We start from the raw sequence: 26,145 nt of genomic DNA on the forward strand, positions 1-26,145 counted from the left end.
GAGGCGAACCCGGAATCTCGAGAGTCCGGGTCTGGTCCTTCGGACCATCCCGGAATGACGGTTTTTCCGATTGGGTGATCAGCTCATGTCCTTCAACACCTTCGGCCACATGTTCCGCGTCACCACCTTCGGCGAGAGCCATGGCGTCGCCATCGGCTGCGTCGTCGACGGCTGTCCGCCACGCATTCCGCTGACGGCCGAGGAGATCCAGCGTGATCTCGACCGCCGCCGTCCCGGCCAGTCGCGCTTCACCACCCAGCGCCAGGAGCCGGACCAGGTGAAGATCCTGTCCGGCGTGATGGCCGATCCCGACACGGGAGCGCAGGTCACCACGGGCACGCCGATTGCGCTCCTGATCGAGAACACCGACCAGCGCTCCAAGGACTATTCCGAGATCAAGGACAAGTTTCGTCCGGGTCACGCCGATTTCACCTATGAAGCCAAATATGGCCTGCGCGACTATCGCGGCGGCGGCCGCTCCTCGGCGCGCGAGACCGCGACGCGCGTTGCGGCCGGCGCCGTCGCGCGCAAGGTCCTGCCGGACGTGAAGGTGCGCGGCGCGCTGGTGCAGATGGGCCCGCACAAGATCGACCGCGGCAACTGGGACTGGGACGAGGTCGCGCGCAATCCCTTCTTCTGCCCCGACAAGGACAAGGCGGCGTTCTTCGAGGACTATCTCGACGGCATCAGGAAGTCCGGCTCGTCGATCGGCGCCGTGCTCGAGATCGTCGCCGAGGGCGTGCCGGCGGGACTTGGCGCGCCGCTCTACGGCAAGCTCGATGCCGAACTCGCCGCGGCGATGATGAGCATCAATGCGGTGAAGGGCGTCGAGATCGGCGCCGGCTTCGGCGCCGCCGAGCTGACCGGCGAGGAGAATGCCGACGAGATGCGCTCGGCCAATGACGGCACGCGCTTCCTCTCCAACAATGCCGGCGGCATCCTCGGCGGCATCGCCACGGGGCAGCCGATCGTGCTGCGCTTCGCAGTCAAGCCGACCTCGTCGATCCTCACCCCGCGCCAGACCGTCGACCGCTCAGGCCAGGAGACCGAGATCCTGACCAAGGGCCGGCACGACCCGTGCGTTGGCATCCGCGCGGTTCCGGTCGGCGAGGCGATGATGGCTTGCGTGCTGGCCGATCACCTGCTGCGCCATCGCGGCCAGGTGGGCTAGCTAGTCGCTCTCGCCGTATACATACGATGCCTTCAGTCCGAAGGTGACGATCGAGAGCGTCACCCAGAGTCGCAGCATCGCGAACGAGAAGATGAAGACGAAGAAGATCAGGTTCTTGGCGAACTGGGTGGCGTCGGTCTGTCCGAACGTCCAGATCATGCTGCGCACGGCATTCTGACCGTGGCCCAGTCCGATGTTGACCAGGCCCAGCACCAGCACGGCGGTGCCGAGCCATAGAACGCGCCGGGCGAACTCACCGAGTGCCGGGAAGAACGCAGTCCGGCCGTTGTTCCGCTCGGCTTGAAGGATCATCAGCAGCACCAGGGCTGCGATGAATGCGCTCCAGAACCGGCCGAGATGAGTTAACTGGTCGAAGGCCATGCCATCCAGCCCGGCCATCAGGTGATGGCTCCGCGCTGCATAGGGCGTGAACGCCAGCGCCAGCGTGGCGATGACCATGAGCAACGCGATCCGCCACAGCACCGCCAATGAGAGCCTGAACTGCTCGCCCAAGGTCAGGTCGCCCAGGCCGCTGGTCCCGCCGCTTGCCTCGATGCAACGCTGCGCCGTGACGATGAAGGCGTGCAGCACCGCGACCGCTGCAACGATCAGGGCGGGCAGGCTGGCGGGGCCGCCAGCGAAGGCGATCACCCGCATCGCCGCAGCAAGGATCAGCCATGGCAATGCGGGCAGCAGCCGGAGCGGTCCGAAGGAGGTCTGAGGAACGATGGTGGATGGCGCGCTGCGGAGGCTCTCTTTCATGCCGCCATGATACTGCGTGGGGCTGAATGCCCGTTCTCGCCAATGACTAAAATTGTCAGCACGCTGAGCGCGGCCCCGATGTCCGCATGAGCTATCGGGCTCGCCGCTCTTGGCCTGACCTCGCGCCATGGACCGGACCACGTATCTGGAGTTCATCTCCTGGCTGATCGCCAGCGCATGGTCTGTGCACGAGCCGAGCGAAACGGTCGGCCCGTGATGCGCTTCGCGGTCAAGTCGACCTCCTCGATCCTGAAGCTGCGCCAGGCGAGATGCCCATGGGCGAGGCGATGATGGCCTGCGTCCTCGCCGACCATTTGCTGTGCCATCGCGGTCAGGTCGGGTAGGGATGGGCTCGCCTCGACAGTTTGCCGTCGTCACGCCGCTCGCCTAATGTAGGCCCATGGACACGTCCAAGCTGCGGGACATCAAGGACTGGCTGGTCGACGGTGCGCGGTCCGCAGCGACGCCGGGCCAGATGATGTCCGAATGCTGCGAGCGGCTGCTCGGGCTCGGTGTGCCGTTGTGGCGCGTCGGCGTGTTCGTCCGCACCCTGCATCCGGACATTGCGGGCCGCAGCTTCATCTGGCGGCCGGGAGCGGAGGTCGAGACCTCCACCGTTGATTTCGGCTTTGAGAGCCGCCCGATTTACAGGAGCAGCCCGCTCGCGCTCGTGTTCGAGAGCGGGGCGGAATTCAGGGCTGATCCTCGCGGCTCGGAGGCCGAGCGCTTTCCGATCCTGATGGATGTGCGCGCCGAGGGGGCGACCGACTATCTCGCGCTGCCCTTGACCTTCGTCGATCGGGCGATCCATGCCTCGAGCTGGACCACGAGGGATCCCCGTGGCTTCAGCGAGCAGCACGTGAACGCAATCCGGTCGCTGATGCCGGCCCTGGCACGCTACACCGAGATCGTCACGCTGCGCCGGACTGCCTCGATGCTGCTGGACACCTATGTCGGCAACAGCGCCGGCGAGCGCATTCTCGGCGGCCAGATCCGCCGCGGCCATACCGATACGATGGATGCGGCGATCTGGCTGTCGGATCTGCGCGGCTTCACGCCGTTGTCGGACCGGCTGCCGGCCGAAGACGTGGTCGAGATCCTCAACAACTACTTCGACTGCCAAGTTGCCGCGATCCGGGAGCAGGGCGGCGAAGTGTTGAAGTTCATGGGCGACGGTCTGCTCGCGGTGTTTCCGATTCCCGAGCAGGACGGTGATCCGAGCGCGGTCTGCGGGCGCGTGCTCTCGGCGGCGCGGACCTCGCGCGCCAGTGTCGATGCGCTGGAATATGCGGTTGGCGGCCGGGTCGAGCGCTTTCGCTTCGGCGTCGCCCTGCATGTCGGACGGTTGCTCTATGGCAATATCGGCGGCGGCAACCGGCTCGACTTCACCTGCATCGGCCCAGCCGTCAATCTCGCCGCACGGTTGGAGAAGATGGCCGCGCGGCTGCAGCGGACGGTGGTCGCGTCCGAGGCCTTTGCCGGCGCCTGTCCCGAGCCGCTGACCGATCTCTGGACCGATCTCGGTGAATTTCCGATCGCTGGCCTCGCGACCGCACAACGTGTGTATGGGCTGCGTGAGGAAGGGAATTAGTTCGCCGCCGGCTCAGGTCTCCGGCTCGGTAGTGAACAGCAGCGGGTATCCCTTGGCGCGGCCGGCATCGGTCGCGCGCGTCGCCTTGGTCTCGGCGACGTCCTTGGTGAACACGGCCACCACGCAGACGCCGAGCTTATGGGCCGTGATCATGACCTTGTAGGCCTGGTCCTCGGTCATGCGGAATTCCGCCTTCAGGATCATCACCACGAAATCGCGCGGCGTGAAATCGTCGTTGACGAGGATCACCTTGTAGAGCCGCGGACGCTCGGTCTTGGTGCGTACCTTCGTCTTGGGCTTGGTGACGGCATCGTTCATTCTAAGGGCGCGCCTGTGTTCCTGATGCGGCAGTCGGGCCACGATACAGGCTTCGGCTGCTCCGGGAAACCACGGGCTGCATGCCTTGCGCGATGGGCGCACGCAGCTGCCTGACATCCGGGCAAACCCCGGGGACTAACCGGAATGTGAATGGATGTGTGCGTTCCCGCTTTGCTGTCTGCGGATTGCATGTCACCATCATCAGACGCGATTGGAGGGCAGCTCATGCGCTGGTGGATCTCGATCGGGGTGGCGTGTCTGGCGGGCGCCTTGGCCGGCGGCGACGTCGCCACCGTCGTGGCAGCGCCGAGGACCCAGCCGGCGCAGCCACTGAGCGAGAAGGAAGCGTCCGTCGACGTCGAGCTGATCCTCGCCGTCGATGTGTCCTACTCGATGGATCTGGACGAGCTGGCGATCCAGCGCGAAGGCTACGCCCAGGCGCTCAGCTCGCGCGAGTTCCTGCAGGCGCTGAAGAGCGGCGTGCACGGCCGCATCGCCGTGACCTATTTCGAATGGGCGGCTTCGAGCGACCAGAAGATCATCATTCCCTGGCGCCTCATCGACGGACCTGAAAGCGCCGACGCCGTGGCCGCCGAGATCATGAAGACGCCGATCCGCCGCGCGTCGCGCACCTCGATCTCCGGCGCGATCTACTTTGCCATGCCGCTGTTCGATGAGAATCCCTATCGCGGGCTGCGCCGCGTCATCGACATCTCCGGCGACGGGCCCAACAACAATGGTCCCTCACCGGTGACGATCGCGCGCGACGAGGCCGTCGACAAGGGCATCACGATCAACGGCCTGCCGATCATGGTCAAGGAGCCGTCCTACTCGACGATGGATATCGAGAATCTCGATCTCTACTACAAGGATTGCGTGACCGGCGGCCACGGCTCGTTCGTGGTGACGATCAAGAGCCGCGACGAATTCAAGGAAGCCATCCGCACCAAGCTGCTGATGGAGGTCGCCGGACGTACACCGCCGCCGCGCATCGTGCCGGTCGCCGACGATGCCGACAAGGAGCCGCGCGTGTCCTGCACGATCGGCGAGAAGATCTGGCAGGACCGCTGGGGGCGGTGACCAGCAGGCCCGGGCTGCCGAGCAGACGAGCGCGCGGGGAGGCTTGATTGGTAAGGCGCCGCCGATCTCAGCCGGCCGTCGCAGCATGGACCAACGCCTGTTTCAATTCGGCCTCGACCTCCCGCAGGCTGCGGAGCGCCGCACCGAATTCGCCATTGCCGATCGATTGCCAGATGAACTCCACGCGCGCCGCGAGACCGCCGAGCGCCAGTCCAAACGTCGCGGCCTCCTTGAGCGCACCCTTCTCGTTGATCAGGTAGCGCCCGTTGACCGCAAACAGCACCTGCGCAAGGCAGGCGAGGGCGCGATAGGCGCAGCCCGCGACGTGGGTATGGTCGCCACGCCCGACAGCCAACTCGGCATTATCGATGCTGAATGCGATTTCCCACTGGAAGCGCGCAATAATCGCGTCGCGCAGGCGGCGCGGATAGGGCGTGCAGCGCGACTTCAGTCCCGCCAGCAGTTGCGCGGGATCGTGCAGCGGGCGGCAGAGCGCGACCTCGCCCATCCAGATCGCCGAGACGAAGCCATGCGGATGGCCTGGCTGGTAGTGCATCTCGATCCGCCCTTTCCGGCAGTCGTCGATCACGCCGCCGACTGCATCGATCTCGCGATAGAGCAGGTCGACCTTGTGCCCGTCGATTCTGAGCCAGCCGCCGCCGACGACCCACTGTCCCAGCCGCCGACCGCCGTCAGTTCGACCGTTTGCGGGGCGTCGACGAGCCGCCGCACTGCTTCGCGCAGCGCGTCGGTGTCGAGGTCGTGCCTGGATGCGATGTAGAGCCCGACGTCGTAGTCCGAGCCCGCCTGCGCGGTGCCGCGCGCACGTGATCCACCGAGCGCGATGGCGCGCAGTCCCGGGACATCGGCAAGTTCGCCAACGATGCGGGTCAGCAGCGGGTCAGGCATTCACGTGTTCTCCCAGCATGACAGTATGAAGTTCTTGCGTGGAAAAACTCCACAGGGCCGCCGTTCAGGCTGATCTGTTGCCATTAAGCCACAATCTTCCAAAAACCATAGGTTGCACCTCTCGCAAATTTCCCTTTGCCACCGTGCTGCCGCGATTGGGCCGCGACCATGAGCGGGTTGAGGCGGAGGCGCACAGAACATGCGTATCATCGACCGGACAGCCCATCCCGCGCAGCGCGTCAGGCGCTCGTCAGTCATCCAAGGTCCGCGTGCAGGGCTCGCTTGCCAACTTCTCAGGGCAGCGCTGGTGTGTGCGGCGGCGGCTTCGCTCGCAGCCTGCGCGCAATCATCGGCGGTCCGGCAGGCGCGCTGGGCGGCGCCGACGAAGCAAGCCGGAGCCGAATTCCGGCCGCAGGTGCAGCGTGCGGAGACGGCGCCGGAGTCAGTGGTGCGCGTCCGGCGGGCCGAGCTCAGCCCGCCGCCGGCGCACTCCGGAGCGTCCGGTCTCGCCAGCTACTATTCGGAAGGCCAGAAGACCGCGAGCGGCGAGCGCTTCAATCCCTCCGAGCTGACGGCCGCGCATCGCAGCCTGCCGTTCGGCACCCGGCTGCAGGTCACCAACGTCAAGACCGGCCGCTCCGTGGTGGTGCGCGTCAATGATCGCGGACCGTTCGTGCAGGGGCGGGTGGTCGACGTGTCCTACTCAGCCGCACAGGCGCTCGGCATGGTCAACTCCGGCGTCGCGCCGGTGAAGGTCAGCGTGGTCAGGTAGACATGTCCTCGTCATCGCGAGCGTAGCGAAGGATCCAGGGCCAAGAAGAATGCCTGCGTTGCTTCGCCGCTTCGCTCGCGATGACGTGCAGGCATCGAGATCAGCTCACCGCACCAGCCGTGCCACCAGCTCCACATGCGGCGTGTGGCGGAATTGGTCGACCGGCACCACGGTCTCGAGCCTGTAGCCGCCGTCGATCAGCATGCGCACATCGCGCGCGAACGTCGTCACGTTGCAGGACACCGCGACGATCACCGGCACCTTGCTGGCCGCGAGCTGCCTGGCCTGCGCCTGAGCGCCTTGGCGCGGTGGGTCGAATACGACAGCGTCGATGTCGCGCAATTCCGGCGGCATCAGGGGACGGCGGAACAGGTCGCGCGTTTCGGCCTTGATCGGCTTCAGGCCGGGCGTACCGGCCGCCTTCTGCAGCGCCGCGACCGAGCCGGCATCATTGTCCATGGCGGTGACGCGCACCCGCGTAGCGAGCCGGAGCGCGAACGGGCCGACGCCGCAGAACAGGTCGGCGACGTGCTTGGCTTTGCCGATCCGCTCCAGCACCAATTGCGCCAGCGTCTCCTCGCCTTGCACGGTGGCCTGCAGGAACGAGCCGGGCGGCAGCGTCACCTGTGCCGTACCCATCGTGACCACGGGCGCATTGCGCATCAGCACCAACTCGCCATGGCGGGTCAGCCGCGCCAGCCGGTGCTGTTCGGCGAGGCGGGACAGGGCCGCGACGCGCGGCGGCGGCAGCGGGCCGGAGCCGCGGATGTCGATGTCGAGGCCGTTGCTTGTCGCGGTCGCCTGGATGTCGAGCGGCTTGCCGGTCGGCTTCAGCGCCTCCGCCAGCGCCCACGCGGCTTCCAGCGCACCGTCCAGCGCGGGGTCGAGGATCGGACAGCGGTCGATCGGAACGATGTCGTGGCTGTTGGCTGCCGAGAATCCGACGCGGAGAACCTCGTGCGTGCCCATCCGGGCGTGGAAGGTGGCCCGGCGTCGGCCGGTGCCGTGGGCATCGATCAGATCGGCCACGTCGCAATCGACCTTGGCCGCCCGTAGCGTCTCGACGATGATGTTGCGCTTCCACTGCTGATAGGGCTCGGGCGCCCAGTGCTGGATGGCGCAGCCGCCGCAGACGCCGAAATGCGGACAGAACGGCGCGATCCGCTCGGGGCTCGGAATTTCCACCGCGAGCAGCTTGCGGCGATCGGGATGGCCGGGAACGACGGCCGCCTCGACGGTCTCGCCGGCGAGCGTATAGGGCACGTAAAGCGCCTCGCCCGATGACAGCGAGGCGCCGTCGCCGCGATGGCCGACATGGTCGATGACGAGACGCTCAACCATGACGGCGTGCTCCCAGGAAGAACTCGGCGTTGCCGTCGCCGCCCTTGATCGATGATGGGAAGATCTCGATGTCACTGCAGCCGAGCGAGGCGGCGAAGGTGGCGATGTCGTCGCAGACGGCGGCGTGCACCGCTGCATCCTTGATGATGCCGCCCTTGCCGTGTGCGCCCTTCGCCTCGAATTGCGGCTTGATCAGCGCCAGCAGGCTCATCGGCGAGGCCGCGAGCGACAATGCGACCGGCAGCACCGCCTTGAGCGAGATGAAGCTGCAGTCGATCACGACGATGTCGGGGCGCTGCGGCAGGCGCTTGCCGTCATAGCTGCGGATGTCGGTCTGCTCCATCGACACGATCTTCGGATGATTGCGCAGCGAGGGATGCAATTGGTCGCGGCCGACATCGACGGCGAACACGACAGCCGCGCCATTGGCCAGCAGCACCTCGGTGAAGCCGCCGGTGGAGGCGCCGACGTCGAGGCAGACATGGTCCTCGACCTCGATGCCGCAATGCTCCAGTGCTGCCGCAAGCTTGACTCCGCCACGCGACACCCAGGGATGCGCCGGCTCCGCCTGCAGCACGGAATCAACTGGGATGCTCTCCGAGGCTTTGCCGACCTGCTTGTCGTTTGCGAACACGAGCCCAGCCTCGATCGCCGCCTGCGCCCGCGCGCGGCTCTCGAACAGGCCGCGTTCGACGAGCAGGATATCAGCGCGTTTGCGGGCAGGGGGCATGAGTTTGATCAGTCGTCATGAATTGTTGAGCACGCACACCAAATTCAGTGTCGTCCCGGGCAAGCATCAGCGCGCATCGCGCGTTGATGCGCCGACCCGGGACCCATAACCACAGGACTTAGTTTGTAGGGAGATGGCAACTACGAGTCTGCCCAACATGACGTCCTGTGGTCGGGTCCCGGCGCCGCGTGCGCAATTGCGCACTAGGCCGGGACGACAGTGGTGTGAGGCGAGATCGCGCCCCATATAGTGAGTTCGTAGGGTGGGCAAAGGCGCGTGCACCGGCCGCTCCGCAAGCTCGTATCGCAATTGACGCGCCGTGCCCACCATTTCGATTGTGGGCGCGGATCCACGGTGGGCACGCGTCGCCTGACGGCGCCGCTTTGCCCACCCTACGGCGTCTTGCCGAGGAGCCGCTCCGCCGCCAGCTTCACGCAGATCTCGAACGCCGCCAGGTCGTGCCACACATCCCCCGACCGCTCGCGCGGGAGGACCAGCGGGGCACCGTACAGGTCGAGCGCGTGGATCATCATCAGGTTGTCGGGCAGGCCGAAATCCTCGACCGTCAGGCCCTCGGCATCGACCAGGCGGCCGTCCTGCTCCGTCACCGTCGTGAAGCGGCGGGCGCAGTCGGCATAGACGGCGGGATCGTTGCAATAGCCCAGGCAGAGCTTGCCGCGGCCCGCCATGTAGCCGAGCTCGTAGACGGTGCCGGCATCGGCGCCGGGCCCGCGGAACGGCGTGAGATTGGCGATGATGGCATCGGCGTCGTCCATCATCGCCTCGTTGCCATGGAAGATCTGGCGCGAGGCGTCGGAGGAGGCGAGGTCAACGCTGTTGTCGAGGGGGTAGCGGCCGATCAAGCCATGGCGATCGCAGATCGCGACTTTCCGCCGGCCGATTTCAATGGCATCCGGCAGGAACACGTCGGGACCTGCCAGATAGATCTTCATGGCTCACCACCACGGCGGGACGCAAGCTCGCCTCAGGCGAGCTTGACCGACTCGGTCGTGTAATCCTTGCCGAGCGCCTCGAACACCTTGCGGACGATGCCCTTGGCGTCCAGCCCGGCGCGGGCGTACATCGCCGCCGGCGTGTCGTGGTCCTGGAACTCGTCCGGCAGCACCATGGTGCGCATCTTCAGGCCGCCGTCGAGCATGCCCTGATCGGAGAGATACTGCATTACGTGCGAGCCGAAGCCACCGACAGAGCCTTCCTCGATCGTGATCAGGATGTCGTGCTCGCGGGCGAGCTTCAGCACCAGCTCTTCGTCGAGCGGCTTCATGAAGCGCGCATCGGCGATCGAGGCGGACAGGCCGTGTGCGGCGAGCTCGTCGGCCGCCTTCTCGCACTCGGCGAGCCGGGTGCCGAAGGAGAGCAGGGCGACCTGCTTGCCCTGGCGGATCATGCGGCCCTTGCCGATCGGCAGCGGAACGCCAACCTCGGGCATTTCGACGCCGCGGCCTTCGCCGCGCGGATAGCGCACCGAGCTCGGCCGGTCGTTGATCGCGACCTGGGTCGCCACCATGTGCACCAGCTCGGCTTCGTCGGAGGCCGCCATGATCACCATGTTCGGCAGGCAGCCGAGATAGGCGTTGTCGAAGGAGCCGGCATGGGTCGCGCCGTCGGCGCCGACCAGGCCGGCGCGATCGATCGCGAAGCGGACCGGCAGGCTCTGGATGCAGACGTCGTGCACGATCTGGTCGTAGCCGCGCTGCAGGAAGGTCGAGTAGATCGCGCAGAACGGCTTGTAGCCTTCGGCCGCGAGGCCGGCGGCGAAGGTCACGGCATGCTGCTCGGCGATGCCGACGTCGAAGGTGCGCTTCGGGAACGCCTTGGCGAAGATGTCGATGCCGGTGCCCGAGGGCATCGCGGCGGTGATGCCGACGATCTTGTCGTCCTTCTCGGCTTCCTTGACCAGGCTCTGGCCGAACACGTTCTGATAGGCCGGCGCGTTCGGCTTGGCCTTGGCCTGGGTGCCGGTGGCGATGTCGAACTTGGCCACCGCGTGATATTTGTCGGCCGCCGCTTCCGCGGGCGAGTAGCCCTTGCCCTTCTGGGTCACGACGTGGACCAGGATCGGGCCGGTCTCCATGTCGCGGACGTTCTTCAGCACGGGAAGCAGGTGGTCGAGGTTATGGCCGTCGATCGGGCCGACATAATAGAAGCCGAGCTCCTCGAACAGCGTGCCGCCGTCCATCATGAAGCCGCGGGAATATTCCTCGACGCGGCTGGCGCGGTTGGCGATCACCTTGGGCAGATGCTGGCCGAGCTGCTTGGCGGCATCGCGAAGGGTGCGGTAGGTCTTGCCCGAGTAGAGGCGGGACAGATAGGCCGACATCGCCCCGACCGGCGGCGCGATCGACATGTCGTTGTCGTTGAGGATCACGATCAGGCGCGAGTTCATCGCGCCGGCATTGTTCATGGCTTCATAGGCCATGCCGGCGGACATCGCGCCGTCGCCGATCACGGCGATCACGTTGTTCTTGCCGCCCGACAGGTCGCGCGCAACCGCCATGCCGAGGCCGGCGGAAATCGAGGTCGACGAGTGCGCGGCGCCGAACGGATCGTAGTCGCTCTCGGCGCGTTTGGTGAACCCGGAGAGGCCGCCGCCGGTGCGCAAGGTGCGGATACGGTCGCGGCGACCGGTCAGGATCTTGTGCGGATAGGCTTGGTGGCCGACGTCCCAGATCAGGCGGTCGCGCGGCGTGTCGAAAACATAGTGGATGGCCGTGGTCAGCTCGACCACGCCGAGACCCGCGCCGAAATGACCGCCGGTTACCGAGACCGCGTCGATGGTCTCCTGGCGCAATTCGTCGGCGACCTGCCGGACCTGCTCGACCTTCAGCCGGCGCAGATCTTCCGGAGTCTTGATGGTGTCGAGAAGCGGCGTCTTACTAAATGTGGTCACGGTGACATTCCAATTTTGCAGGTCGGGTTCAAGGGCCGACATCTGAGAGGTTCATCGTAACGGGCGGCGAAACCTGAAGTCTTGAAGGTGACATCCGCGCGGATCGAAGCCGCAGTCCGGAGACTAGCCGGGTTTCGGATCGATCTATGTGATGTAAGTCACTCTTGGTGGCCTTGCCGTCCTCGTTAGTCGCCCAAGATCGCCAAGTCGTTCAGCCAAGTCAGTTTTGCTAGCTCCTGCAAGCGCTTAGTTTCCTCTCTCCAGAGAGGATAAACACTTCCAAAAACCCGCAGTTGCGAGAAGCTTTACACCAAAGTGCGTCTTAAAGCCAACCCGATGGGAGTTGGCAAGCCCGCAAACGGTACCCTTGCGCCACCTCTCAACCGCGGCGGCGTGCCGGAGGTTCCATTCAACTGCTCAAATCGACGGCAGCCGGCGCTCCGGAATAGACCGGGGAAGCCGGCTCGGTCCAGGCCTTTTCCCGCGGCGCAAAATCCGCCGATGCGGTGATTGCGCACGCCGCGGCGCCGTGAGCCATGCGTTCGCGTAAGGGATTGGTCCGTAGACGATCATGAAGAAGTCGTCGGCGTGCGGCCTTTCGTTGGCCGTCAAGTCGATGCGAAAGAGCTGCGAGCGAAGCACGTCGTCATGATTGCGCCGGATGATCGCGGACCTGGATCGGCACGATCACAGGATCAGGGGCGAACTGCCGATTCAAATCGTGTCGCATGGTAAACGAAGGACGCACCTCTGGGTCTCAAGTGGCCAACGCGGCGGCCGAGACTTCGCCGAGGGGCACCTCGCGGCCGAGCTCTTCGATGCAGTTGCACCGATCTGCGGCTGAATTGCACGATTGAGAGGCGCGCTTTGCCCGCGTCAACTCGCGCCCGGCGGCAGCGAAATAAATCCGGACTGTTGCTCGGAGAGGGCTGTTCGGCCGCAAGCCGCTATTGCACGTCGAGCGGCACGGTTCCCGTCGCATGGCCGCTGGCGTCGGTCGTGATCTTCTCGACCCGGGCCTCCGCCTGGCGCAGCAGCTCCTCGCAGCGCCGCTTCAGTGCTTCGCCGCGCTCATAGATCGCCACCGACTCCTCGAGCGGCACCTTGCCGTCCTCGAGCCGCTTCACGATCGATTCCAGCTCCTCGATCGCGCGCTCGAACGACAGCTTCTTGACGTCGGTTACGGTGTTGTCCGCCATGCGGGTTCCCTGCAGCTCACTCAACTCCGGGGCCGTGCTTTTACACCCCGGTCGCGGCCATGTCAGGCCCCGCCGAGGGTGGGATCGGCTGGAACCTGGGGATCACGCCCCGGTCAGGGCCGCAACGTGGGCCGAGACGGATTCTTTAAGTCCCTGAAGGTCATAGCCGCCTTCCAGGACCGAAACGACCCGCCCGCCGGCGGATTTGTCGGCGAGATCCATCAGCTTGCGGGTGACCCAGCCGAAATCCTCCGCCCGCAGGTTCAGCGACGCCAACGGGTCGCGGTAATGGGCGTCGAAGCCGGCCGAGATCATCACGAGCTCGGGGCTGAACTTGGTGAGCTGCGGCAGGATCAGGTTTTCGAAGGCGGAGCGGAACTCGAGGCTGCCGTCCTCGGAGGCCAGCGGCGCGTTGACGATGGTGTCGTGCTCGCCGCGCTCGCCGCGGGCGCCGGTGCCCGGGAACAGCGGCATCTGGTGGGTCGAGCAGTACATCACGCTCTTGTCGGCCCAGAAGATGTCCTGGGTTCCGTTGCCGTGGTGGACGTCGAAATCGACGATGGCGGCGCGCTCGATGCCGAAGGTGCGCTGGGCATAGCGTGCCGCGATCGCGACATTGTCGAAGAAGCAGAAGCCCATCGGCTTTGCGATCTCGGCATGGTGCCCGGGTGGGCGCACCGCGACGAAGGCGTTGCGGTGGCGGCCGGACATCACGGATTCGGTTGCCGCGACGGCGCCGCCGACGCCGCGCATCACGGCTTCCCAGGTGCCCGGCGACATCGAGGTGTCGCCGTCGAGATAGATGATGCCCGAGGTCGGGGCCATCTGGCGCAGCTCGGTGACGTAGTGCTCGTTGTGGCAGAGCAGGGCCAGCTCGATATCGGCCTCCGGGGCCTCGTCGCGGTCGAGCAGGGCGAAGCGCTCCTCGGTCAGGGCCTCCTCGACCGCCCGCAGGCGGTCGGCGCGCTCTGGGTGGCCGGACGGCGTGGCGTGATCGAGGCAGGCTTCATGAGAGAGATACAGCGTCGACATCAGGGCTCTGCCACTCGCGCGTTGCGGGAGTGCCCAATCTATGCGCTGAACGCAGCCTCGGAAAGAGCCCCGCGGGCGATATGACCGGCTTTCCGGCGGGCGCGGCAGGCGTCACGAAGCCTTGTTGATGATGCGGCCGCGCGGCGGCGGGGCCAGCGGGCTATTGGACTTGAGATAGGCGAACAGCGCCTCGTCGTCATAGGGTCCCGTGATCGGATCGCGGCCGCTCTTGAACGCGGTGAAGCCGTCGCCGCCGAGCGCAAGGTAGTTGTTGATGGTGACCCGGTAGGACGCGGCGAGGTCGATGGCCTTGCCGTCGAGCATCATGCTGGCGGCGTCGATCCGAGCGCCCGCGGACTGTTTCGCATCGAAGGCATAGGAGAAACCGCTGGAGACCTGCAGGATGCGCGGCCGCGCCGGGTCGAGCCATTGCTGCTCCAGCGCGGCCTTGATCTCGGCGCCGGTCAGGGTGACCGTCGTCAGCTGGTTGCGAAACGGCTGGCTCGCGAACACGTCGGCATAGGTCACCGCGCCGCCGTCGCGGCGAACGAGATCGGTCCGGATGCCGCCGGGATTGGTCATCGCGATGACCGCGCTTCCCTTGTCCGCCGCGGCTGTCGCTGCGAGCTGGGCATCGGCGATGACGTCGCCGAGCACGCTCTCGCCGGAGGCGTTCGGCAGCCGCGACAGTGTCGCGGCGAGCACGCCGGCGGGGCGGTTGGCGTAAGGGGCGGAGAGCTTCTCATAGGCGTCGATCAGCGCGGTCTGCGCCGGATCCTTCGGCAGGGTGGTGTCGACGACGATGTTCGTCGCGGTGGCGCTGATCACGTCGCGCGTGGTGCGGTCGAGCTTGACGTCGATCGCCGTCACCAGCGTGCCGAACTTGTCGCCCGAGGTGACGAGCCGCTTGTCGATGGTGCAGACATAGGCCTGATGGGTATGGCCGGAGATGACGATGTCGACGGCGCTGTCGAGCTCCTTGACGATGTCGACGATCGGTCCGGACAGTCCGGGGCATTCGTTCATGCCGCCCGAGGGCCAGCCGCCCTCGTGGATCAGCACGACGATCGCCTGCACGCCCTTGGCCTTCAATTCCGGGATCAGCGCGTTGACGCTCTCGGCCTCGTTGCGGAAGTCGAGGCCGGCCGCGCTCGCCGGCGAGATGATGCCGGCGGTCCCTTTCAACGTCAGCCCGATGAAGGCGACCGGGATGTCCTCGAAGGTGCGGATCTCATAGGGCGGAAACACCGTCTTGTCGGTGCCGGCGAGGAACGTCGACGCCGCGAGATAATGGAATTTGGCGCCGGTGAACGGCTGCGGCCCGCCGCAGCCATCGGTCGGATGGCAGCCGCCGTTCTGCATCCGCAACAGCTCGGCCTTGCCCTCGTCGAACTCGTGGTTGCCGACCGCCGACAGCGCGAGTCCCATCTGAGACATCGATTCGATGGTCGGCTCGTCGTGGAACATCGCCGACAGGAACGGGCTCGCGCCGATCAGGTCGCCGGCGGCGACGAAGATCGTGTTGGGCTGGCCGTCGGCGAGCAGCTTGACGAGGCTCGCCATGTGCTCGGCGCCGCCGGCAGGAACGACGGTGGTCTTGGTTGGATCGGCGGGATCGGCGACGCGGATGCCGGAGGAGGGCGGCTTCAGATTGCCGTGGAAGTCGTTGATGGCGAGGATGCGCAACGCCACCGGCTCGTCCTCGGCCGATGCCGGCGGGCCGGCGATGCTGGCAACGGCGGCACCGGTCAGCAGGCAGGCGAGGGCGAAGCGGGAGAGACGGCTCATGGCAGGGTCACGTGTGATGCAGGGGCCGCGGGACGAAGCGCGATTGCCCCGCCGCGGTCGCAATGACATAAAATGATTTCACAACAACAATACATCGGGAGGCCGGAATGAAAAGAATGATGCTGCTCGCCGCCACACTGTCGCTCGTGGCCGGCTCCGCTGCAGCGCAATCGCTGCCGGACCTGATGAAGCAGATGGTCGCGGCGTGGAATAAGCCGACCGAGCCGTTCAAGGTGATCGACAACGTCTATTACGTCGGCACCAACGGGCTCGCCTCCTACCTGATCACCACACCGCAGGGCCACATCCTGATCGATACCGTGATGCCGGAATCGACCGCACAGATCGAGGCCAGCATCGGCAAGCTCGGCTTCAAGGTCGCCGACATCAAATACATCCTCAACACCCACGCCCATATCGACCACACCGGCGGGCTGGCGCAAATCAAGCAGGAGACCGGGGCGCAGATGGTGGCGGGCGCCAAGGACGTGCCGCTGCTGGAAGGCGGCTTCTATCCGGGCCGCGAGGAGGAGCGCTATCTCGGCTTCCCGCCGGTCAAGGTCGACCGCGCCGTACGCGAGGGTGACACCGTGACGCTCGGCGGCGTCACCTTGACGGCGCACGAGACGCCGGGCCATTCGCCGGGCTGCACCAGCTGGACGACCGACGTGAAGGATGGCGACGCCACCCGCAGCCTGATCTTCTTCTGCAGCGCCACCGTGGCGCTGAACCGGCTGGTCGGCCGTCCCACCTATCCGGGCATCGTCGACGATTACAAGAAGACCTTCGCCTGGGCCAAGACGGCGCATCCCGACATCCTGCTGGCGCCGCATCCGGAGATGTACGACATGGCCGGAAAGCGAGCGAAGATTGCCGACGGCGCGCCCAACCCGTTCGTCAAGCCGGGTGAATTCAACGCCTATCTCGACAAGCTCGAGACGCAGTTCAACGAAGGCCTCGCCAAGCAGACGGCTGCGCTGCAGTCCGCAAAGTAGTTGCGGCGTCCGCTATGCTGGATCGGCGGCGGCGAGCCGGTCCAGTGTGAAGCCGGAGAGGTCGACGCACGGCGTCTCGCCCCGGGCCATCGCCGCGAGCGCTTCGCCGACGGCCGGCGAATGCTTGAAGCCGTGGCCCGAGCAGGCCGAGGCGTAGATCACGTCGGCGTCACCCGGATCGTGGTCGATGACGAAGCGGCCGCCCGGCGCGTTGGTATAGAGGCAGACCTCGCTGCGCAGGCAGCGCGGGCCGAGATCCGGCACGAAGGGGCGGACATAGGTCTCATAGGTCGCGGCGATTTCGTCCGCGGTCACCTCGCGCGCCGCGTCGTCGGGATCGGTCTCGCCGGTCATCACTTCATTTGCGATCTTCACGCCATTGTCCTGCGAGCCCAGCCAGGGAAAGCCATAGATGTCGGAGGCCGCGCGATCGCGGCCGGTGACGTCCCAGATGAACACCGGCGTGCCCGGTCCAAAATGCTGCGGATTGGACAGGAGCTCGAACCAGTACAGCACTTGCCGGGTGACGTGGACGCGGCGGCGCAGCGGCGCGATCATCTCGGTGATCCATGGTCCGGTGGTGACGATCAATTTGTCGGCCGACGCCGTCGTGCCGTCGTCCATGGTCACGGTGAGCCCGCCCGCAGCGCGGCGGAACGAGGTGACGCGCCGGCCGGTCAGCAACTCGGCGCCATGGCGCGCGGCGACCGCGAGCTCGGTGCGCACGCAGTCCTCGACCAGGAGATAGCCGCCTTCTCGATCGAGAAAGGCGCGATCGCCGGGCGCGGTGGCAAAGGCCGGATAATCCGCGCGCAACCGCTCCGCGGAAAGCGTCTCGCCGTCGACGCCGTGCAGCCGCGCCGCGGTTTCGATGTTGCTGAAGAACTGCGCGCTGCTGACGCCGTGGACCTCGCCGCCGTGCTGGCTCGGAATGAACAGGCAGCCGCATTGTTCGAACAGCCGCGTGCTGGTTTCTCGCTCCAGCGCGCGCCAGATCGCGTGCGAGCGCTGCGCCAGCGGCGTGTAGTCGACGCCTTCGCCGATTGCCGCGCGGGTGATGCGGGTCTCGCCATGGGTCGAGCCGAAGCGGTGCGGCGGCTGGAAGCGGTCGATGCCCAGCACGCGCCTCCCGGCCTTGGCGAGATGCAGCACGGCGGCGCTGCCGACCGCGCCGCAGCCGATCACGATGACATCAAACTGCGCCATGCGCGCCCGCCGCGGCCTCGCTCATTTCTTCTTCTTGCGCGATAGGAACGCCTTGAACGCGCTGACCGCCTCCTCGGAGGTCATGCGCTCGGCGAACAGATAGGCCTCCTGGTCGATGCGCCGGGTCAATTCGTCCGGCGCGGTGCGGATCAGCTTGCGCCCGATCGCCACCGCCTCGGCCGGCAGCCGGCAGATGTCGCGCGCCACCTTGTGCGCCTCGACCTCGGTGTGGCCCGGCGCCACCACCGTGTTGACGAAGCCGGCGATCTGCGCATCCGCCGCGGTCATGGTGCGCCCCATCACCAGCATCGCAAACGCCCGCTGATAGCCCATGGTCTGCGGCATCAACAGGCTCGAGGCGCCCTCCGGCACCAGGCCGAGATGGATGAAGGGCGTCGAGAACGTCGCCGTGGTGGAGGCCAGCACGTAATCGCAATGGAACAGCATCGTCGTGCCGATGCCGATCGCGACGCCGTCGACCGCGGCGATGATCGGCTTGACGTTATGCGCCAGCGAATACAGGAACTTGGTCGCCGCCGAGGTGCGCGCGGCGTCGTTGCCGGCCGACCCCGCATGCAGGAAGTCCTCGAGGTCGTTGCCGGCCGTGAACACGCCAGAGCCGCCGGTGATGATGATGCATCGCACCAGCGGATTGTTCTGCGCGGTGTCGATCGCATCGCTCATGCCGAGATACATGGCCTGGGTGATCGCGTTCTTCTTCTCCGGGCGCCTGAGCTTGATCGTCCGCGTCTCGCCCTCGTCGGTCACGATCAGATGGTCGGTCATGGGCCCCTCATGCGTGTGCGCCGGCCGCTGCGTTGCCGCCGATCAATTTGTCCAGTCCTGCATCTCGCCGCAGCCTACATCATCCGCTGGTCGCGCCAAGGGCTGAAGCGGTCATTGGTCGCGGAGGGAATGCGGGCGTGATCGCAGGCGAGCGCTCGCCATGATACTCGCCGTGGTTTACGAGTGGTTTGCAACAGCATCGGTGTCCGCTATCGTCCCGCGCAGAACTGCGATCTTTTGCAAGGCAATTCGATGACCAAGGTCTTTTCAGTGCTGCTGTCGCTGCTGCTCTGTCACGCCTTCCCGGGGATCGCTGAGGCTGCCGCCACCAACCGCGCGCTGCTGTCGCTGTTCTGCGCGCCCGGCGCGATCGCGGGCACCACCTGCAAGCGCGCCAGATCCTATCCCGACTCCCAGGGGCGCCGCTGTGACGTCACCCTGAAGCCGGAGCGGCAGCAGGGACGTTTCCTGGCCTCCAGCAATCCGCTGCTGGTCGTGAGCTATGGCAGCGGCTGCGAGCCGCACGCGACCGATTTCGGCGGCGTGGTCGTGTTCGAGCAGGTCGGCGGCGCCTACAAATTTCGCGGCTTCCAGCCGGGCATGCAGGTGAATGAATGCGTCATCTCCACCACCAGGGACGAAGCGCAGGACGTGCTCGTCTGCCTGACCGGGCATATGGGGCAGGGGGCGGTCGAGACCGGCGTGGCGCGCGTCGGCTTCGCCAGTGCCAGCGGCGGGTCCATCGAAATGTCCTACGATTTTCTGCTGCAGGCCGAGGACACGACGGGAGCCTACCTGACCAACATCGTTAGCTGTTCGGAGCGGCTCAAATATTTCGGCCTGTCGAAGCTCGCGGCCGGGCCAACCCCCGGCAGCGTGGTCGCCGCCGCCAGCTACGCCGATCGCGAGACGATCAGCACGGCCTGCGCCAAGGGCTTTCCGAAGCCGAAGGACGCGGAGGACATGCGCGAACTCGCACCGGGTGAAGCCTTTGTGCCGGACGGTTACGCCAAGAGCGGCAGCGTCATCATCGAGATTGCAAGCCGCTCGGCAAAGTTGCGCTGAGTCTGCCGCGGTCCAGTTGTCGCGCCTCAGCGTGATCCGTCCGGGCGGGGCGGGGCAGCCGGCGGGCGCGGGCCGGCGGCCGGCGATGCCTGCTGTCGGACAGCCTCGCGCCGCAGTGCCTGCTCGAGCACGATCAGCCGCGTCGCCATGCGGGTCAGCTCGTCATGCACGGAGCCCTGAACGCCCTGCACGGCATGCTGCACCTCGCGCAACGCGTCGCGCTGGGTCTCCGCCTTGAGCACCCTGAACTCGGCCTCGATCGAGGTCAGGCGGTTGTTGACCGCCCTGATCGCCTCGGCGATCTCCTTCTGGCCGTCCTGCAGCGCGCGGACATGATCGACCAGCCGCAGATGATCGGTCAGCTCCTCGACCGTCTTGCCGATATTGCTGCGGCCCCACATTACTTCACCGACCTCAGCAGGGTCCTGATCGTCGCCAGATGGTCCTCCGGCGATCCGAGCCGCGCCGAGATCGCGCTCATCAGATCCTTGCGCAGTTCCGACAGTTCGTCCTCGGGCACGATGCGCTCGACGGCCTCATCATAGGCCATCCGCCGCGGCTCGACCTCGACGGGGCGCGGCGCGACGTCGAAATAGGGTGGCCGCTCGTACACCGGGATGTGCGGCGCCTGGCGCGATGACGTGACGCGCGCGAGACTCGGAAACCGTGGTGGCGGCGTGCGCGCCGGACGTTCGATCTGATCGATCAGCGCCGCCAACGCGACGTCCATATTGCTGTCGTCAGGCTCATCGTCGACAACGTAGGACGGCTTCCGCAGTGTCGCCCCATTCGCGGGCGATGATGACGTGAATGACGATGCGTGGTCGCGGAGTCGCGCGATGACCCGGCGGACTCGCGCGCCGAGACCTGGCTTCTCCCTGGCCGGTGTTCGCATCAACATGTCACTCTCCAGCGGAACAGCTTAGGCGAGCAGGGAAAAGCTTAGCAAGAGGCAGTCGTCGAGCTGCCAACAGGATGTATGGCGGTAGCCGGCGCAGATGCTTGCGCGCGCCGGTCCCACAGGTCCGTTGCCGGGGTGTCGTCTGCGCCCGCCTATAGTGCGACAGTGTGCATAAGAAGCGACCGGCGCAGGCAGCCGGCGCTCGGGTTCCGGGGCGAGAGGTAAGGAACAACCATGTGGTCGGGCCGTTCGGACATGACTGCGTCCCCTCCAACGCTCCGAGGCCCCCGATGTATCACCACGTCAAGAAGCTGATGTTCACGGTTCGTGTCGACGAGCCCGATCCGCGCTTCGGCAACATGCTGCTTGAGCAGTTCGGCGGCGCCAATGGCGAGCTCGCCGCCGCCATGCAGTACTCGATCCAGGGCCTCAACTGCGAGGATCCCGACCGCAAGGACCTGTTGATGGACATCGGCACCGAGGAGCTCAGCCATCTCGAGGTCGTCGGCACCCTGGCGCGTCTGCATCTGAAGCCGTCGAAGTTCGATCGCGAGGCCGCCGAGGCCGATCCCTTGATCGCGATTGCCGGCGGTGGCGGTGTGAACCTGTTCAACTCGCAAGGCAATGCCTGGACCGCCGATTATCTGAAGATCACCGGCGAGCTCGACGTCGACCTGCGCAGCAACATCGCCGCCGAGGCGCGCGCCAAGATCGTCTACGAGCGGCTGATCAACTTCACCGACGATGCCGGCACCAAGGACGCGCTGCAGTTCCTGATGACGCGCGAGATCACCCACATGAAGGCGTTCGCGCTGGCGCTCGAGAGCATGGGCAAGCCGGCCTTCAGCATCGGCCGCCTCGCGCCGACGCCGGGCCTGGTCGACCAGTTCTTCAACGATTCCACGGGGGCCGGCGATCATGGCGAGATCGATACCCGCGGCCCCTGGAACGAGGGCGGCGACTGGGTCTTCACGGAGTCGCCGGCGATCCAAGCCGGTGAGCCCGGCGCGGCGTCGTCGATCGTCACCGAAAGCTCGCCGCCGGCCGACGAATCCGGCCTGAGCGATCTGCTGATGGACGAGCTGCGCGACATTCTCCATGCCGAGAAGCAGCTCACCAAGGCGCTGCCGAAGATGGCCGAGGCCGCGCGCTTCGATCAGCTGCGCGAATTGTTCGAGCAGCATCTGGTCGAGACCGAAGCGCAGATCGAGCGCATCAACGAATGCTTCGAGCTGCTCGGCAAGACGCCGCGGGCAAAGCCCTGCAAGGGCATGATGGGCCTCATCGAGGAGGGCCAGGAGATCATGACCCAGGCCGAGGACAAGGAGGACGCCGCCGCCGACCTTGCGCTGATCGGCGCCGCGCAGCGCGTCGAGCACTACGAGATGTCGGGCTACACGACCGCGCGCAATCTCGCCTCCCAGCTCCGCCACAGCGCCGTCGTCGCGCTGCTGTCGAAGTCGCTGGCCGAGGAGGAGACTGCCGATCAGCTCCTCAACCAGGTCGCGCGCTGCTTGATGTCGGTCGCCAAGATGCCGGCCGCGATCGAGCAGGCGTGAGGTGGGGAGCGGGACCTGCGCGGCGCTTGCGCCATGCAGGCCGCCGTGGCGCGCAGACGCCACCGTGGAGCGCAGTGCAGACATTGCGTCACAACAACTGTCATCGCCCGCGCAGGCGGGCGATCGAGTACTCCGAAACGGTCGACTTCAGTCGAGACGCCGCGGCGTACTGGATACCCCGCCTGCGCGGGGTATGACGACCTTTTTCAGGGCGCCGCGTGTGCCCTGAAGGAGGGGTCGAGCGTCACGCCTTCGGCCGATATGCTCTGCATCTTGCGAGCGCCGCTCTCTCCCCGGCCGTCATTCCCTGGCATTCACGCGCGAACGGCGCAGCCGTTCGACGCGGCGCGCGGGAGCCCGGATTCCATAACCACAGGCGATCATGGCCGGACGAGAGCCATCCCTTGCGAATCTTTCGCCCGCTTACTCCGTATAGCTGTGCACCCGCTCCGCCCTGCGGAAATGGTTCGTCGACAGGCAGCGCCGCGCCCGGCTGATCTGCGCATCGGTGGCGCCGCGGCTGCGCGCATACATCTCGGCCACCTCGGCCGTGTATTTCTCCACGTAGTAGCGCACCTCCGAGCAGGACATCCGGGTCTCAGGACCGGCCTCGTTGGCCGCCTGTACCTCGGACCCCATCGCCAGGATCAGAATCCCCGCACCGATCGCACCCCGCAACATCGACATCCTCCCCATTGTCGCAGCTGCCTGCTAACAGGCGTGACTCGGAGCGAGGGCGCAAATTAACAATGACACGCGCGTGACATCATCAGCGCAGTGTGGCTTCGCGGTGTCACCGGACGTGACGGTTGAGCATCGCTTGCAACCGTCGCCGGGCGGAATGGCCTGTCCCCGTGCCGCCCTGACAGTGTTGAGAGATCGAACGGTTCCGGCTTCGGAACCTACGCCTCTGGTCGAGACGGCATCATCAGCCCTGAGCGAAGGCGTGTCGCGCGTCCTGCGAGGCCTCAGGTCGTCACGGTCGAGCTCGCCGTGCCCGCGCTGCCCGAGACGCCGTTGCTCGCGGCGCCGTTGGTCGCGCCTTGCGCGTTGTAGGTCTGCGCGCCCTTGCTGCTGCCGTCCGAGCTGGCGGCAGTCTTGGTCACCTCGGTCGAACCGTCGGAATAGGTGATCGTCGTGGTGGTGACGCCGTCGAGCGTGATCGAGACGTCGCTGACGACGGTCTTGCCCGACGACGAGCCGCCGCTGCCGGAGGAGCTTTCCGACGTGCTGTCAGCCGAGCTCGTGGCCGACGAGGATGACGTCGCAGACGTCGCCGAGGTGGATGATGTGGCCGAGGTGGTTTGCGACGAAGGCGCCGCGAGGGGCGTCGTGACGGAGCTGATCGACATGGGACTCTCGCATGAAGAAAGGGCGGGTGCCGCACGGGGCGCGGCACGCTTCTTCAACGCAGCCTCCGCGCCAAGCTGGCGCAATGAGTTGCGTCTGAGTGTGTCCGGATGCTGCGGTCTTCATGCGGGGGCATCGAAACTTGCGGCCAGCCGCGCCGTCCGCGGTATAGTCTTCTGTCGCAGGGTGGCACACCGAGACGTTGCGGATCACCTTCGCGCCTCTCTTGCTCTCCCGGCGCAAGTTCGGACTGATGGCGAAGAGCGGGGAGAGTGATTGCCAAGCGCCGGCGCCGCGCTCTAGTCTCCCTCACGCATGACCGTCGCACTCTCTCCCCAGCAAGCCTCACTCGTCGCGGAAACGGGTGCGCTGCACATCGCGGCCGCGCTCGATGCGTCCGCCCTGCGCGCTCTCTTCGAGGTGCTGTCCGGCCACGCACCGGAGCAGGCGGGCAGCCGGCTGCACGGCGTCGCGGCGCTCAGGCCGTTCCTCGCCAATGCCGGACCGGTCGGCGCCGCCGCTGCCGCGGTTCTCGGTGACGCCACTCGCCCGGTGCGGGCGGTCTATTTCGACAAGACGGCCGCGTCGAACTGGGCCGTGCCCTGGCATCAGGACCGCACCATCGTCGTCCGCGAGCGCATCGAGGTCACCGGGTTCGGGCCCTGGACCATCAAGGGGGGCCTGCAACACGTCGCGCCGCCCTATGAGGTGCTCGCGCGCATGGTCACCCTGCGCGTCCATCTCGACGTCGTGCCGGACGGCAACGCGCCGCTGCTGATCGCTCCAGGCTCGCACCGCCTCGGTCGCATTCCGGAAGGCGATGTGGCCGCGACGGTCGCGCGTTGTGGCACGGCGACGTGCTGCGCCGACGTCGGTGACATCTGGCTCTACGCGACGCCGATCCTGCACGCTTCGGAGCCCTCAACCCAGCCCGGCCATCGCCGGGTGCTGCAGATCGATTTTGCCGCGGACGAACTGCCGGGCGGGCTGGAGTGGCTCGGGGTCTAGACGAAGAGAGGGGCCGAGCAGCCGCAAAGTCACCTGCGGTGGCGTGCGGGCGGAAAGCGTGTTCATTCGCCTGCGCGCTGACGATCCGCAGCCATCCTATTTGCCTATTTGCCGAGGATCTTCTCCGCCGCGGTGACGATGCTGACCGTCGGATGCTCGGCGCAGTACTTGCCGAACTTCTTGGCGTTCTCGACGAATACCTCGGTGTCGAAGATCGCCTCGTCCTGGTCGCCCTTGTACCAGCCGTCGAGCCAGATCAGCACCATCTTGATACCGTCGTCGCCGCTCTCGACGAACTGCTTGCAGCTCATGGTGGAGAGATCGAGAACGACGGCCGACGCCGGCGCGGACGACAGCATCAGGGCCGTGGCAAACAACGTCGCAACGACAGATTTCATATTCTTGCTCCGAATGGATTTGGTGAAAAACAACGAACTATGCAGAGGCTTCGCGAATGAGGAGCCGAACTGCGTGACCATGGTCGAGCCGGCACCTGAGCAGATAGAGCTGGCTGGATCGATGGCGGAAGTCAAGAACGGCAGCGGTTTCAATCAGAGGAAGCGCGGCGGGCTACGCCTTCGGCTAGCTGGCCCATGCTCGCTCCATCTCTCCGAGGTAAGCGAGCACAGTTGAAGGCGAAGTTTTCGATTGACTCAATTGCAAGTAGATCAATGACCAGCTAAGGTCTTCGTGCTGAACTTTGGGAGGTGCCGATGGAAAATCGCGAAGTACTCCTCGAGCAGGTCAGGCGCGCATACAAGGCGCGCGACACGGGGGCGTTGGACGACCTGATGGCAGAGTGTCATCCGGACGTGGTGTTCACACTGGCTGGCGACCGGAACGCCACCAAAATGTTGGGGTGCATGTGTGGTCACCCCCAAGTCAAGGAGGGCTTGGCCAAGCTCATCGATACGTTCGAGTTCGCGCAGCGAAATATCCTGACCGAACTGGTGGACAACGATCGCGTGGCCGTGCGTTCCCGCCTCACCGTGCGAAGCTGTCCGACGAATATGACGCGGGAAACCGAGATACTCGACCTCTTCAGAATTCAGGATGGGAAGATCGTCGAACTAATAGAGTTCGCCGACACGGCGCTCATCCAGACGATGGCGTCGTAAGCCGGTTGAGCGCTACGTGGCGACCACCAGAGCGGCTCGCACTGCGACCTGCGTGGTGCGGCGTCGGATCATTGTCCCGGAAATGAACATTGTCCCGGAAGTGAATGGCTGACTGGGGCAGGGCTTGAACTTTATCGGCAATCGACCTGGTTCCTTCCGGTTTGCCGGAGTGCAGGGAAGCGCGCTTCCGACCCGTCGGCCAAATCAGCTCGGTCGGGCCAACCCCTGTCAAGTCGTTCTGAAAAACATAAATCGCTTTGCGGCTTGCCCAAATCAGCATTATGGTTCGCGCATCCCGTTGCACGGTAGGGGACGGTTCGCGGTCGTCACGGACGTTGGCAGCGGGATGCGGTGGACGCGGGCGGCGCAGTGCTGTTGGCACGGACGAACGTTAGCCTGCGGACGGTGAAGGCGCGTGGTTCCGATACTCCGATGCTAGTATCCAGCGCAATGCGCGAGAAGCGCATTGTCGCGATATGGTGGCCAGAAAGCCCGGTGCACCAGGAAGAGCGCGCTATAGCCCGTTAAAACCATCGCGCGGGGAAGGCCGGGT

Annotated in this window: 27 protein-coding genes; 9 read left to right on the plus strand and 18 right to left on the minus strand. The window is 66.0% G+C overall.

Features of this window, described 5'->3' with window-relative positions:
* The first annotated feature begins 85 nt into the window (after positions 1 to 85).
* Positions 86 to 1,171 carry a chorismate synthase gene (gene aroC / locus QX124_RS08630; RefSeq protein WP_315740888.1) on the plus strand — a complete coding sequence of 362 codons (1,086 nt, stop codon included), beginning with the start codon at positions 86 to 88 and terminating at the stop codon, positions 1,169 to 1,171.
* Here aroC and QX124_RS08635 read toward each other — a convergent pair whose 3' ends face one another.
* On the minus strand, positions 1,172 to 1,933 hold the full coding sequence (locus tag QX124_RS08635) for a hypothetical protein (RefSeq protein WP_315796898.1): 762 nt from the start codon (positions 1,931 to 1,933) through the stop codon (positions 1,172 to 1,174).
* A 400-nt stretch (positions 1,934 to 2,333) separates the two neighbouring features.
* Here QX124_RS08635 and QX124_RS08645 point away from each other — a divergent pair, with 400 nt between their 5' ends.
* Positions 2,334 to 3,524: an adenylate/guanylate cyclase domain-containing protein gene (locus tag QX124_RS08645; RefSeq protein WP_315796899.1), complete on the plus strand. Its 1,191-nt coding sequence runs from the start codon at positions 2,334 to 2,336 to the stop codon at positions 3,522 to 3,524.
* A gap of 12 nt (positions 3,525 to 3,536) precedes the next feature.
* Here the strand turns inward: QX124_RS08645 and clpS are convergent, their stop codons facing one another.
* Positions 3,537 to 3,842 carry an ATP-dependent Clp protease adapter ClpS gene (gene clpS, locus QX124_RS08650; protein WP_035654766.1) on the minus strand — a complete coding sequence of 102 codons (306 nt, stop codon included), beginning with the start codon at positions 3,840 to 3,842 and terminating at the stop codon, positions 3,537 to 3,539.
* A gap of 225 nt (positions 3,843 to 4,067) precedes the next feature.
* Between clpS and QX124_RS08655 the strand changes: the two genes are divergently transcribed.
* Entirely contained in the window at positions 4,068 to 4,922 is an 855-nt protein-coding gene (locus tag QX124_RS08655; RefSeq protein ID WP_315796900.1) for a DUF1194 domain-containing protein, read from the plus strand.
* A 67-nt stretch (positions 4,923 to 4,989) separates the two neighbouring features.
* Here the strand turns inward: QX124_RS08655 and QX124_RS08660 are convergent, their stop codons facing one another.
* Together QX124_RS08660 and QX124_RS08665 are read right to left on the minus strand one after the other, a co-directional pair.
* On the minus strand, positions 4,990 to 5,430 hold the full coding sequence (locus tag QX124_RS08660; RefSeq protein ID WP_315796901.1) for a hypothetical protein: 441 nt from the start codon (positions 5,428 to 5,430) through the stop codon (positions 4,990 to 4,992).
* A gap of 77 nt (positions 5,431 to 5,507) precedes the next feature.
* Positions 5,508 to 5,831 carry a nucleotidyltransferase domain-containing protein gene (locus QX124_RS08665; RefSeq protein WP_315796902.1) on the minus strand — a complete coding sequence of 108 codons (324 nt, stop codon included), beginning with the start codon at positions 5,829 to 5,831 and terminating at the stop codon, positions 5,508 to 5,510.
* A 199-nt stretch (positions 5,832 to 6,030) separates the two neighbouring features.
* Here QX124_RS08665 and QX124_RS08670 point away from each other — a divergent pair, with 199 nt between their 5' ends.
* Entirely contained in the window at positions 6,031 to 6,603 is a 573-nt protein-coding gene (locus tag QX124_RS08670; RefSeq protein WP_315740882.1) for a septal ring lytic transglycosylase RlpA family protein, read from the plus strand.
* 105 nt (positions 6,604 to 6,708) lie between these two features.
* Here the strand turns inward: QX124_RS08670 and QX124_RS08675 are convergent, their stop codons facing one another.
* The 7 genes from QX124_RS08675 to QX124_RS08705 all read right to left on the minus strand — a co-directional run bounded on the left by QX124_RS08675 (position 6,709) and on the right by QX124_RS08705 (position 15,604).
* The gene (locus QX124_RS08675; RefSeq protein WP_315796903.1) at positions 6,709 to 7,944 is read right to left on the minus strand and encodes a class I SAM-dependent RNA methyltransferase; all 1,236 of its coding nucleotides are present in this window, start codon (positions 7,942 to 7,944) and stop codon (positions 6,709 to 6,711) included.
* Complete coding sequence (locus QX124_RS08680; RefSeq protein ID WP_315796904.1) at positions 7,937 to 8,674, minus strand: TlyA family RNA methyltransferase; 738 nt, start codon at positions 8,672 to 8,674, stop codon at positions 7,937 to 7,939. Before QX124_RS08680 ends, QX124_RS08675 begins: the two co-directional genes overlap by 8 nt.
* A 392-nt stretch (positions 8,675 to 9,066) precedes the next feature.
* Positions 9,067 to 9,627: a nucleoside 2-deoxyribosyltransferase gene (locus tag QX124_RS08685; RefSeq protein WP_315740879.1), complete on the minus strand. Its 561-nt coding sequence runs from the start codon at positions 9,625 to 9,627 to the stop codon at positions 9,067 to 9,069.
* A 32-nt stretch (positions 9,628 to 9,659) separates the two neighbouring features.
* Positions 9,660 to 11,585, minus strand: coding sequence for a 1-deoxy-D-xylulose-5-phosphate synthase (gene dxs / locus QX124_RS08690; protein WP_315740878.1), 1,926 nt, complete (start codon positions 11,583 to 11,585; stop codon positions 9,660 to 9,662).
* 947 nt (positions 11,586 to 12,532) lie between these two features.
* Complete coding sequence (locus tag QX124_RS08695; protein WP_315740877.1) at positions 12,533 to 12,784, minus strand: exodeoxyribonuclease VII small subunit; 252 nt, start codon at positions 12,782 to 12,784, stop codon at positions 12,533 to 12,535.
* Between the two features lie 102 nt (positions 12,785 to 12,886).
* Entirely contained in the window at positions 12,887 to 13,816 is a 930-nt protein-coding gene (locus QX124_RS08700) for a histone deacetylase family protein (protein ID WP_315740876.1), read from the minus strand.
* Between the two features lie 111 nt (positions 13,817 to 13,927).
* Positions 13,928 to 15,604 (minus strand): bifunctional metallophosphatase/5'-nucleotidase, encoded by a 1,677-nt coding sequence (locus tag QX124_RS08705; protein WP_315796905.1) that lies wholly within the window; start codon positions 15,602 to 15,604, stop codon positions 13,928 to 13,930.
* A 107-nt stretch (positions 15,605 to 15,711) separates the two neighbouring features.
* On the opposite strand from QX124_RS08705, the gene bla reads away from it, so the two are divergent.
* The gene (bla, locus tag QX124_RS08710) at positions 15,712 to 16,599 is read left to right on the plus strand and encodes a subclass B3 metallo-beta-lactamase (protein ID WP_315796906.1); all 888 of its coding nucleotides are present in this window, start codon (positions 15,712 to 15,714) and stop codon (positions 16,597 to 16,599) included.
* A gap of 12 nt (positions 16,600 to 16,611) precedes the next feature.
* Here the strand turns inward: bla and solA are convergent, their stop codons facing one another.
* Both solA and QX124_RS08720 read right to left on the minus strand, forming a co-directional pair.
* Positions 16,612 to 17,805 carry an N-methyl-L-tryptophan oxidase gene (solA, locus tag QX124_RS08715; protein WP_315796907.1) on the minus strand — a complete coding sequence of 398 codons (1,194 nt, stop codon included), beginning with the start codon at positions 17,803 to 17,805 and terminating at the stop codon, positions 16,612 to 16,614.
* Between the two features lie 21 nt (positions 17,806 to 17,826).
* Positions 17,827 to 18,591, minus strand: a complete 765-nt coding sequence (locus QX124_RS08720; protein WP_315796908.1) for a crotonase/enoyl-CoA hydratase family protein — start codon at positions 18,589 to 18,591, stop codon at positions 17,827 to 17,829.
* 252 nt (positions 18,592 to 18,843) lie between these two features.
* Between QX124_RS08720 and QX124_RS08725 the strand changes: the two genes are divergently transcribed.
* The gene (locus QX124_RS08725) at positions 18,844 to 19,656 is read left to right on the plus strand and encodes a hypothetical protein (RefSeq protein ID WP_315796909.1); all 813 of its coding nucleotides are present in this window, start codon (positions 18,844 to 18,846) and stop codon (positions 19,654 to 19,656) included.
* A 26-nt stretch (positions 19,657 to 19,682) separates the two neighbouring features.
* On the opposite strand, the gene QX124_RS08730 is transcribed toward QX124_RS08725, so the two are convergent.
* Both QX124_RS08730 and QX124_RS08735 read right to left on the minus strand, forming a co-directional pair.
* Positions 19,683 to 20,057, minus strand: a complete 375-nt coding sequence (locus QX124_RS08730; protein ID WP_315772929.1) for a hypothetical protein — start codon at positions 20,055 to 20,057, stop codon at positions 19,683 to 19,685.
* On the minus strand, positions 20,057 to 20,386 hold the full coding sequence (locus QX124_RS08735) for a hypothetical protein (RefSeq protein ID WP_315772931.1): 330 nt from the start codon (positions 20,384 to 20,386) through the stop codon (positions 20,057 to 20,059). The genes QX124_RS08730 and QX124_RS08735 overlap by 1 nt, the downstream gene beginning before the upstream one ends.
* 461 nt (positions 20,387 to 20,847) lie before the next feature.
* Here QX124_RS08735 and QX124_RS08740 point away from each other — a divergent pair, with 461 nt between their 5' ends.
* The gene (locus QX124_RS08740) at positions 20,848 to 22,116 is read left to right on the plus strand and encodes a DUF892 family protein (RefSeq protein WP_315796910.1); all 1,269 of its coding nucleotides are present in this window, start codon (positions 20,848 to 20,850) and stop codon (positions 22,114 to 22,116) included.
* A 423-nt stretch (positions 22,117 to 22,539) separates the two neighbouring features.
* On the opposite strand, the gene QX124_RS08745 is transcribed toward QX124_RS08740, so the two are convergent.
* The gene (locus QX124_RS08745) at positions 22,540 to 22,797 is read right to left on the minus strand and encodes a hypothetical protein (protein WP_315782529.1); all 258 of its coding nucleotides are present in this window, start codon (positions 22,795 to 22,797) and stop codon (positions 22,540 to 22,542) included.
* A gap of 287 nt (positions 22,798 to 23,084) precedes the next feature.
* Entirely contained in the window at positions 23,085 to 23,468 is a 384-nt protein-coding gene (locus QX124_RS08750; protein WP_315796911.1) for a hypothetical protein, read from the minus strand.
* Between the two features lie 313 nt (positions 23,469 to 23,781).
* Here QX124_RS08750 and QX124_RS08755 point away from each other — a divergent pair, with 313 nt between their 5' ends.
* Entirely contained in the window at positions 23,782 to 24,474 is a 693-nt protein-coding gene (locus QX124_RS08755; protein WP_315796912.1) for a phytanoyl-CoA dioxygenase family protein, read from the plus strand.
* A gap of 104 nt (positions 24,475 to 24,578) precedes the next feature.
* On the opposite strand, the gene QX124_RS08760 is transcribed toward QX124_RS08755, so the two are convergent.
* Positions 24,579 to 24,872 (minus strand): HdeA/HdeB family chaperone, encoded by a 294-nt coding sequence (locus QX124_RS08760; protein ID WP_315796913.1) that lies wholly within the window; start codon positions 24,870 to 24,872, stop codon positions 24,579 to 24,581.
* Between the two features lie 315 nt (positions 24,873 to 25,187).
* Here QX124_RS08760 and QX124_RS08765 point away from each other — a divergent pair, with 315 nt between their 5' ends.
* Entirely contained in the window at positions 25,188 to 25,592 is a 405-nt protein-coding gene (locus QX124_RS08765; RefSeq protein ID WP_315740864.1) for a nuclear transport factor 2 family protein, read from the plus strand.
* The last annotated feature ends 553 nt before the right edge of the window (positions 25,593 to 26,145 follow it).

The organism is Bradyrhizobium sp. SZCCHNRI3043 (assembly GCF_032377735.1).
In the GTDB taxonomy this organism is placed as follows: Bacteria; Pseudomonadota; Alphaproteobacteria; order Rhizobiales; family Xanthobacteraceae; genus Bradyrhizobium.

Coding starts and splice junctions, on each gene's coding strand:
- aroC (WP_315740888.1), top strand. CDS start 86: ATGTCCTTCAACACCTTCGGCCACATGTTCCGCGTCACCACCTTCGGC.
- QX124_RS08635 (WP_315796898.1), bottom strand. CDS start 1,933: ATGAAAGAGAGCCTCCGCAGCGCGCCATCCACCATCGTTCCTCAGACC.
- QX124_RS08645 (WP_315796899.1), top strand. CDS start 2,334: ATGGACACGTCCAAGCTGCGGGACATCAAGGACTGGCTGGTCGACGGT.
- clpS (WP_035654766.1), bottom strand. CDS start 3,842: ATGAACGATGCCGTCACCAAGCCCAAGACGAAGGTACGCACCAAGACC.
- QX124_RS08655 (WP_315796900.1), top strand. CDS start 4,068: ATGCGCTGGTGGATCTCGATCGGGGTGGCGTGTCTGGCGGGCGCCTTG.
- QX124_RS08660 (WP_315796901.1), bottom strand. CDS start 5,430: ATGGGCGAGGTCGCGCTCTGCCGCCCGCTGCACGATCCCGCGCAACTG.
- QX124_RS08665 (WP_315796902.1), bottom strand. CDS start 5,831: ATGCCTGACCCGCTGCTGACCCGCATCGTTGGCGAACTTGCCGATGTC.
- QX124_RS08670 (WP_315740882.1), top strand. CDS start 6,031: ATGCGTATCATCGACCGGACAGCCCATCCCGCGCAGCGCGTCAGGCGC.
- QX124_RS08675 (WP_315796903.1), bottom strand. CDS start 7,944: ATGGTTGAGCGTCTCGTCATCGACCATGTCGGCCATCGCGGCGACGGC.
- QX124_RS08680 (WP_315796904.1), bottom strand. CDS start 8,674: ATGCCCCCTGCCCGCAAACGCGCTGATATCCTGCTCGTCGAACGCGGC.
- QX124_RS08685 (WP_315740879.1), bottom strand. CDS start 9,627: ATGAAGATCTATCTGGCAGGTCCCGACGTGTTCCTGCCGGATGCCATT.
- QX124_RS08695 (WP_315740877.1), bottom strand. CDS start 12,784: ATGGCGGACAACACCGTAACCGACGTCAAGAAGCTGTCGTTCGAGCGC.
- QX124_RS08700 (WP_315740876.1), bottom strand. CDS start 13,816: ATGTCGACGCTGTATCTCTCTCATGAAGCCTGCCTCGATCACGCCACG.
- QX124_RS08705 (WP_315796905.1), bottom strand. CDS start 15,604: ATGAGCCGTCTCTCCCGCTTCGCCCTCGCCTGCCTGCTGACCGGTGCC.
- bla (WP_315796906.1), top strand. CDS start 15,712: ATGAAAAGAATGATGCTGCTCGCCGCCACACTGTCGCTCGTGGCCGGC.
- solA (WP_315796907.1), bottom strand. CDS start 17,805: ATGGCGCAGTTTGATGTCATCGTGATCGGCTGCGGCGCGGTCGGCAGC.
- QX124_RS08720 (WP_315796908.1), bottom strand. CDS start 18,591: ATGACCGACCATCTGATCGTGACCGACGAGGGCGAGACGCGGACGATC.
- QX124_RS08725 (WP_315796909.1), top strand. CDS start 18,844: ATGACCAAGGTCTTTTCAGTGCTGCTGTCGCTGCTGCTCTGTCACGCC.
- QX124_RS08730 (WP_315772929.1), bottom strand. CDS start 20,057: ATGTGGGGCCGCAGCAATATCGGCAAGACGGTCGAGGAGCTGACCGAT.
- QX124_RS08735 (WP_315772931.1), bottom strand. CDS start 20,386: ATGGACGTCGCGTTGGCGGCGCTGATCGATCAGATCGAACGTCCGGCG.
- QX124_RS08740 (WP_315796910.1), top strand. CDS start 20,848: ATGTATCACCACGTCAAGAAGCTGATGTTCACGGTTCGTGTCGACGAG.
- QX124_RS08745 (WP_315782529.1), bottom strand. CDS start 22,797: ATGTTGCGGGGTGCGATCGGTGCGGGGATTCTGATCCTGGCGATGGGG.
- QX124_RS08750 (WP_315796911.1), bottom strand. CDS start 23,468: ATGTCGATCAGCTCCGTCACGACGCCCCTCGCGGCGCCTTCGTCGCAA.
- QX124_RS08755 (WP_315796912.1), top strand. CDS start 23,782: ATGACCGTCGCACTCTCTCCCCAGCAAGCCTCACTCGTCGCGGAAACG.
- QX124_RS08760 (WP_315796913.1), bottom strand. CDS start 24,872: ATGAAATCTGTCGTTGCGACGTTGTTTGCCACGGCCCTGATGCTGTCG.
- QX124_RS08765 (WP_315740864.1), top strand. CDS start 25,188: ATGGAAAATCGCGAAGTACTCCTCGAGCAGGTCAGGCGCGCATACAAG.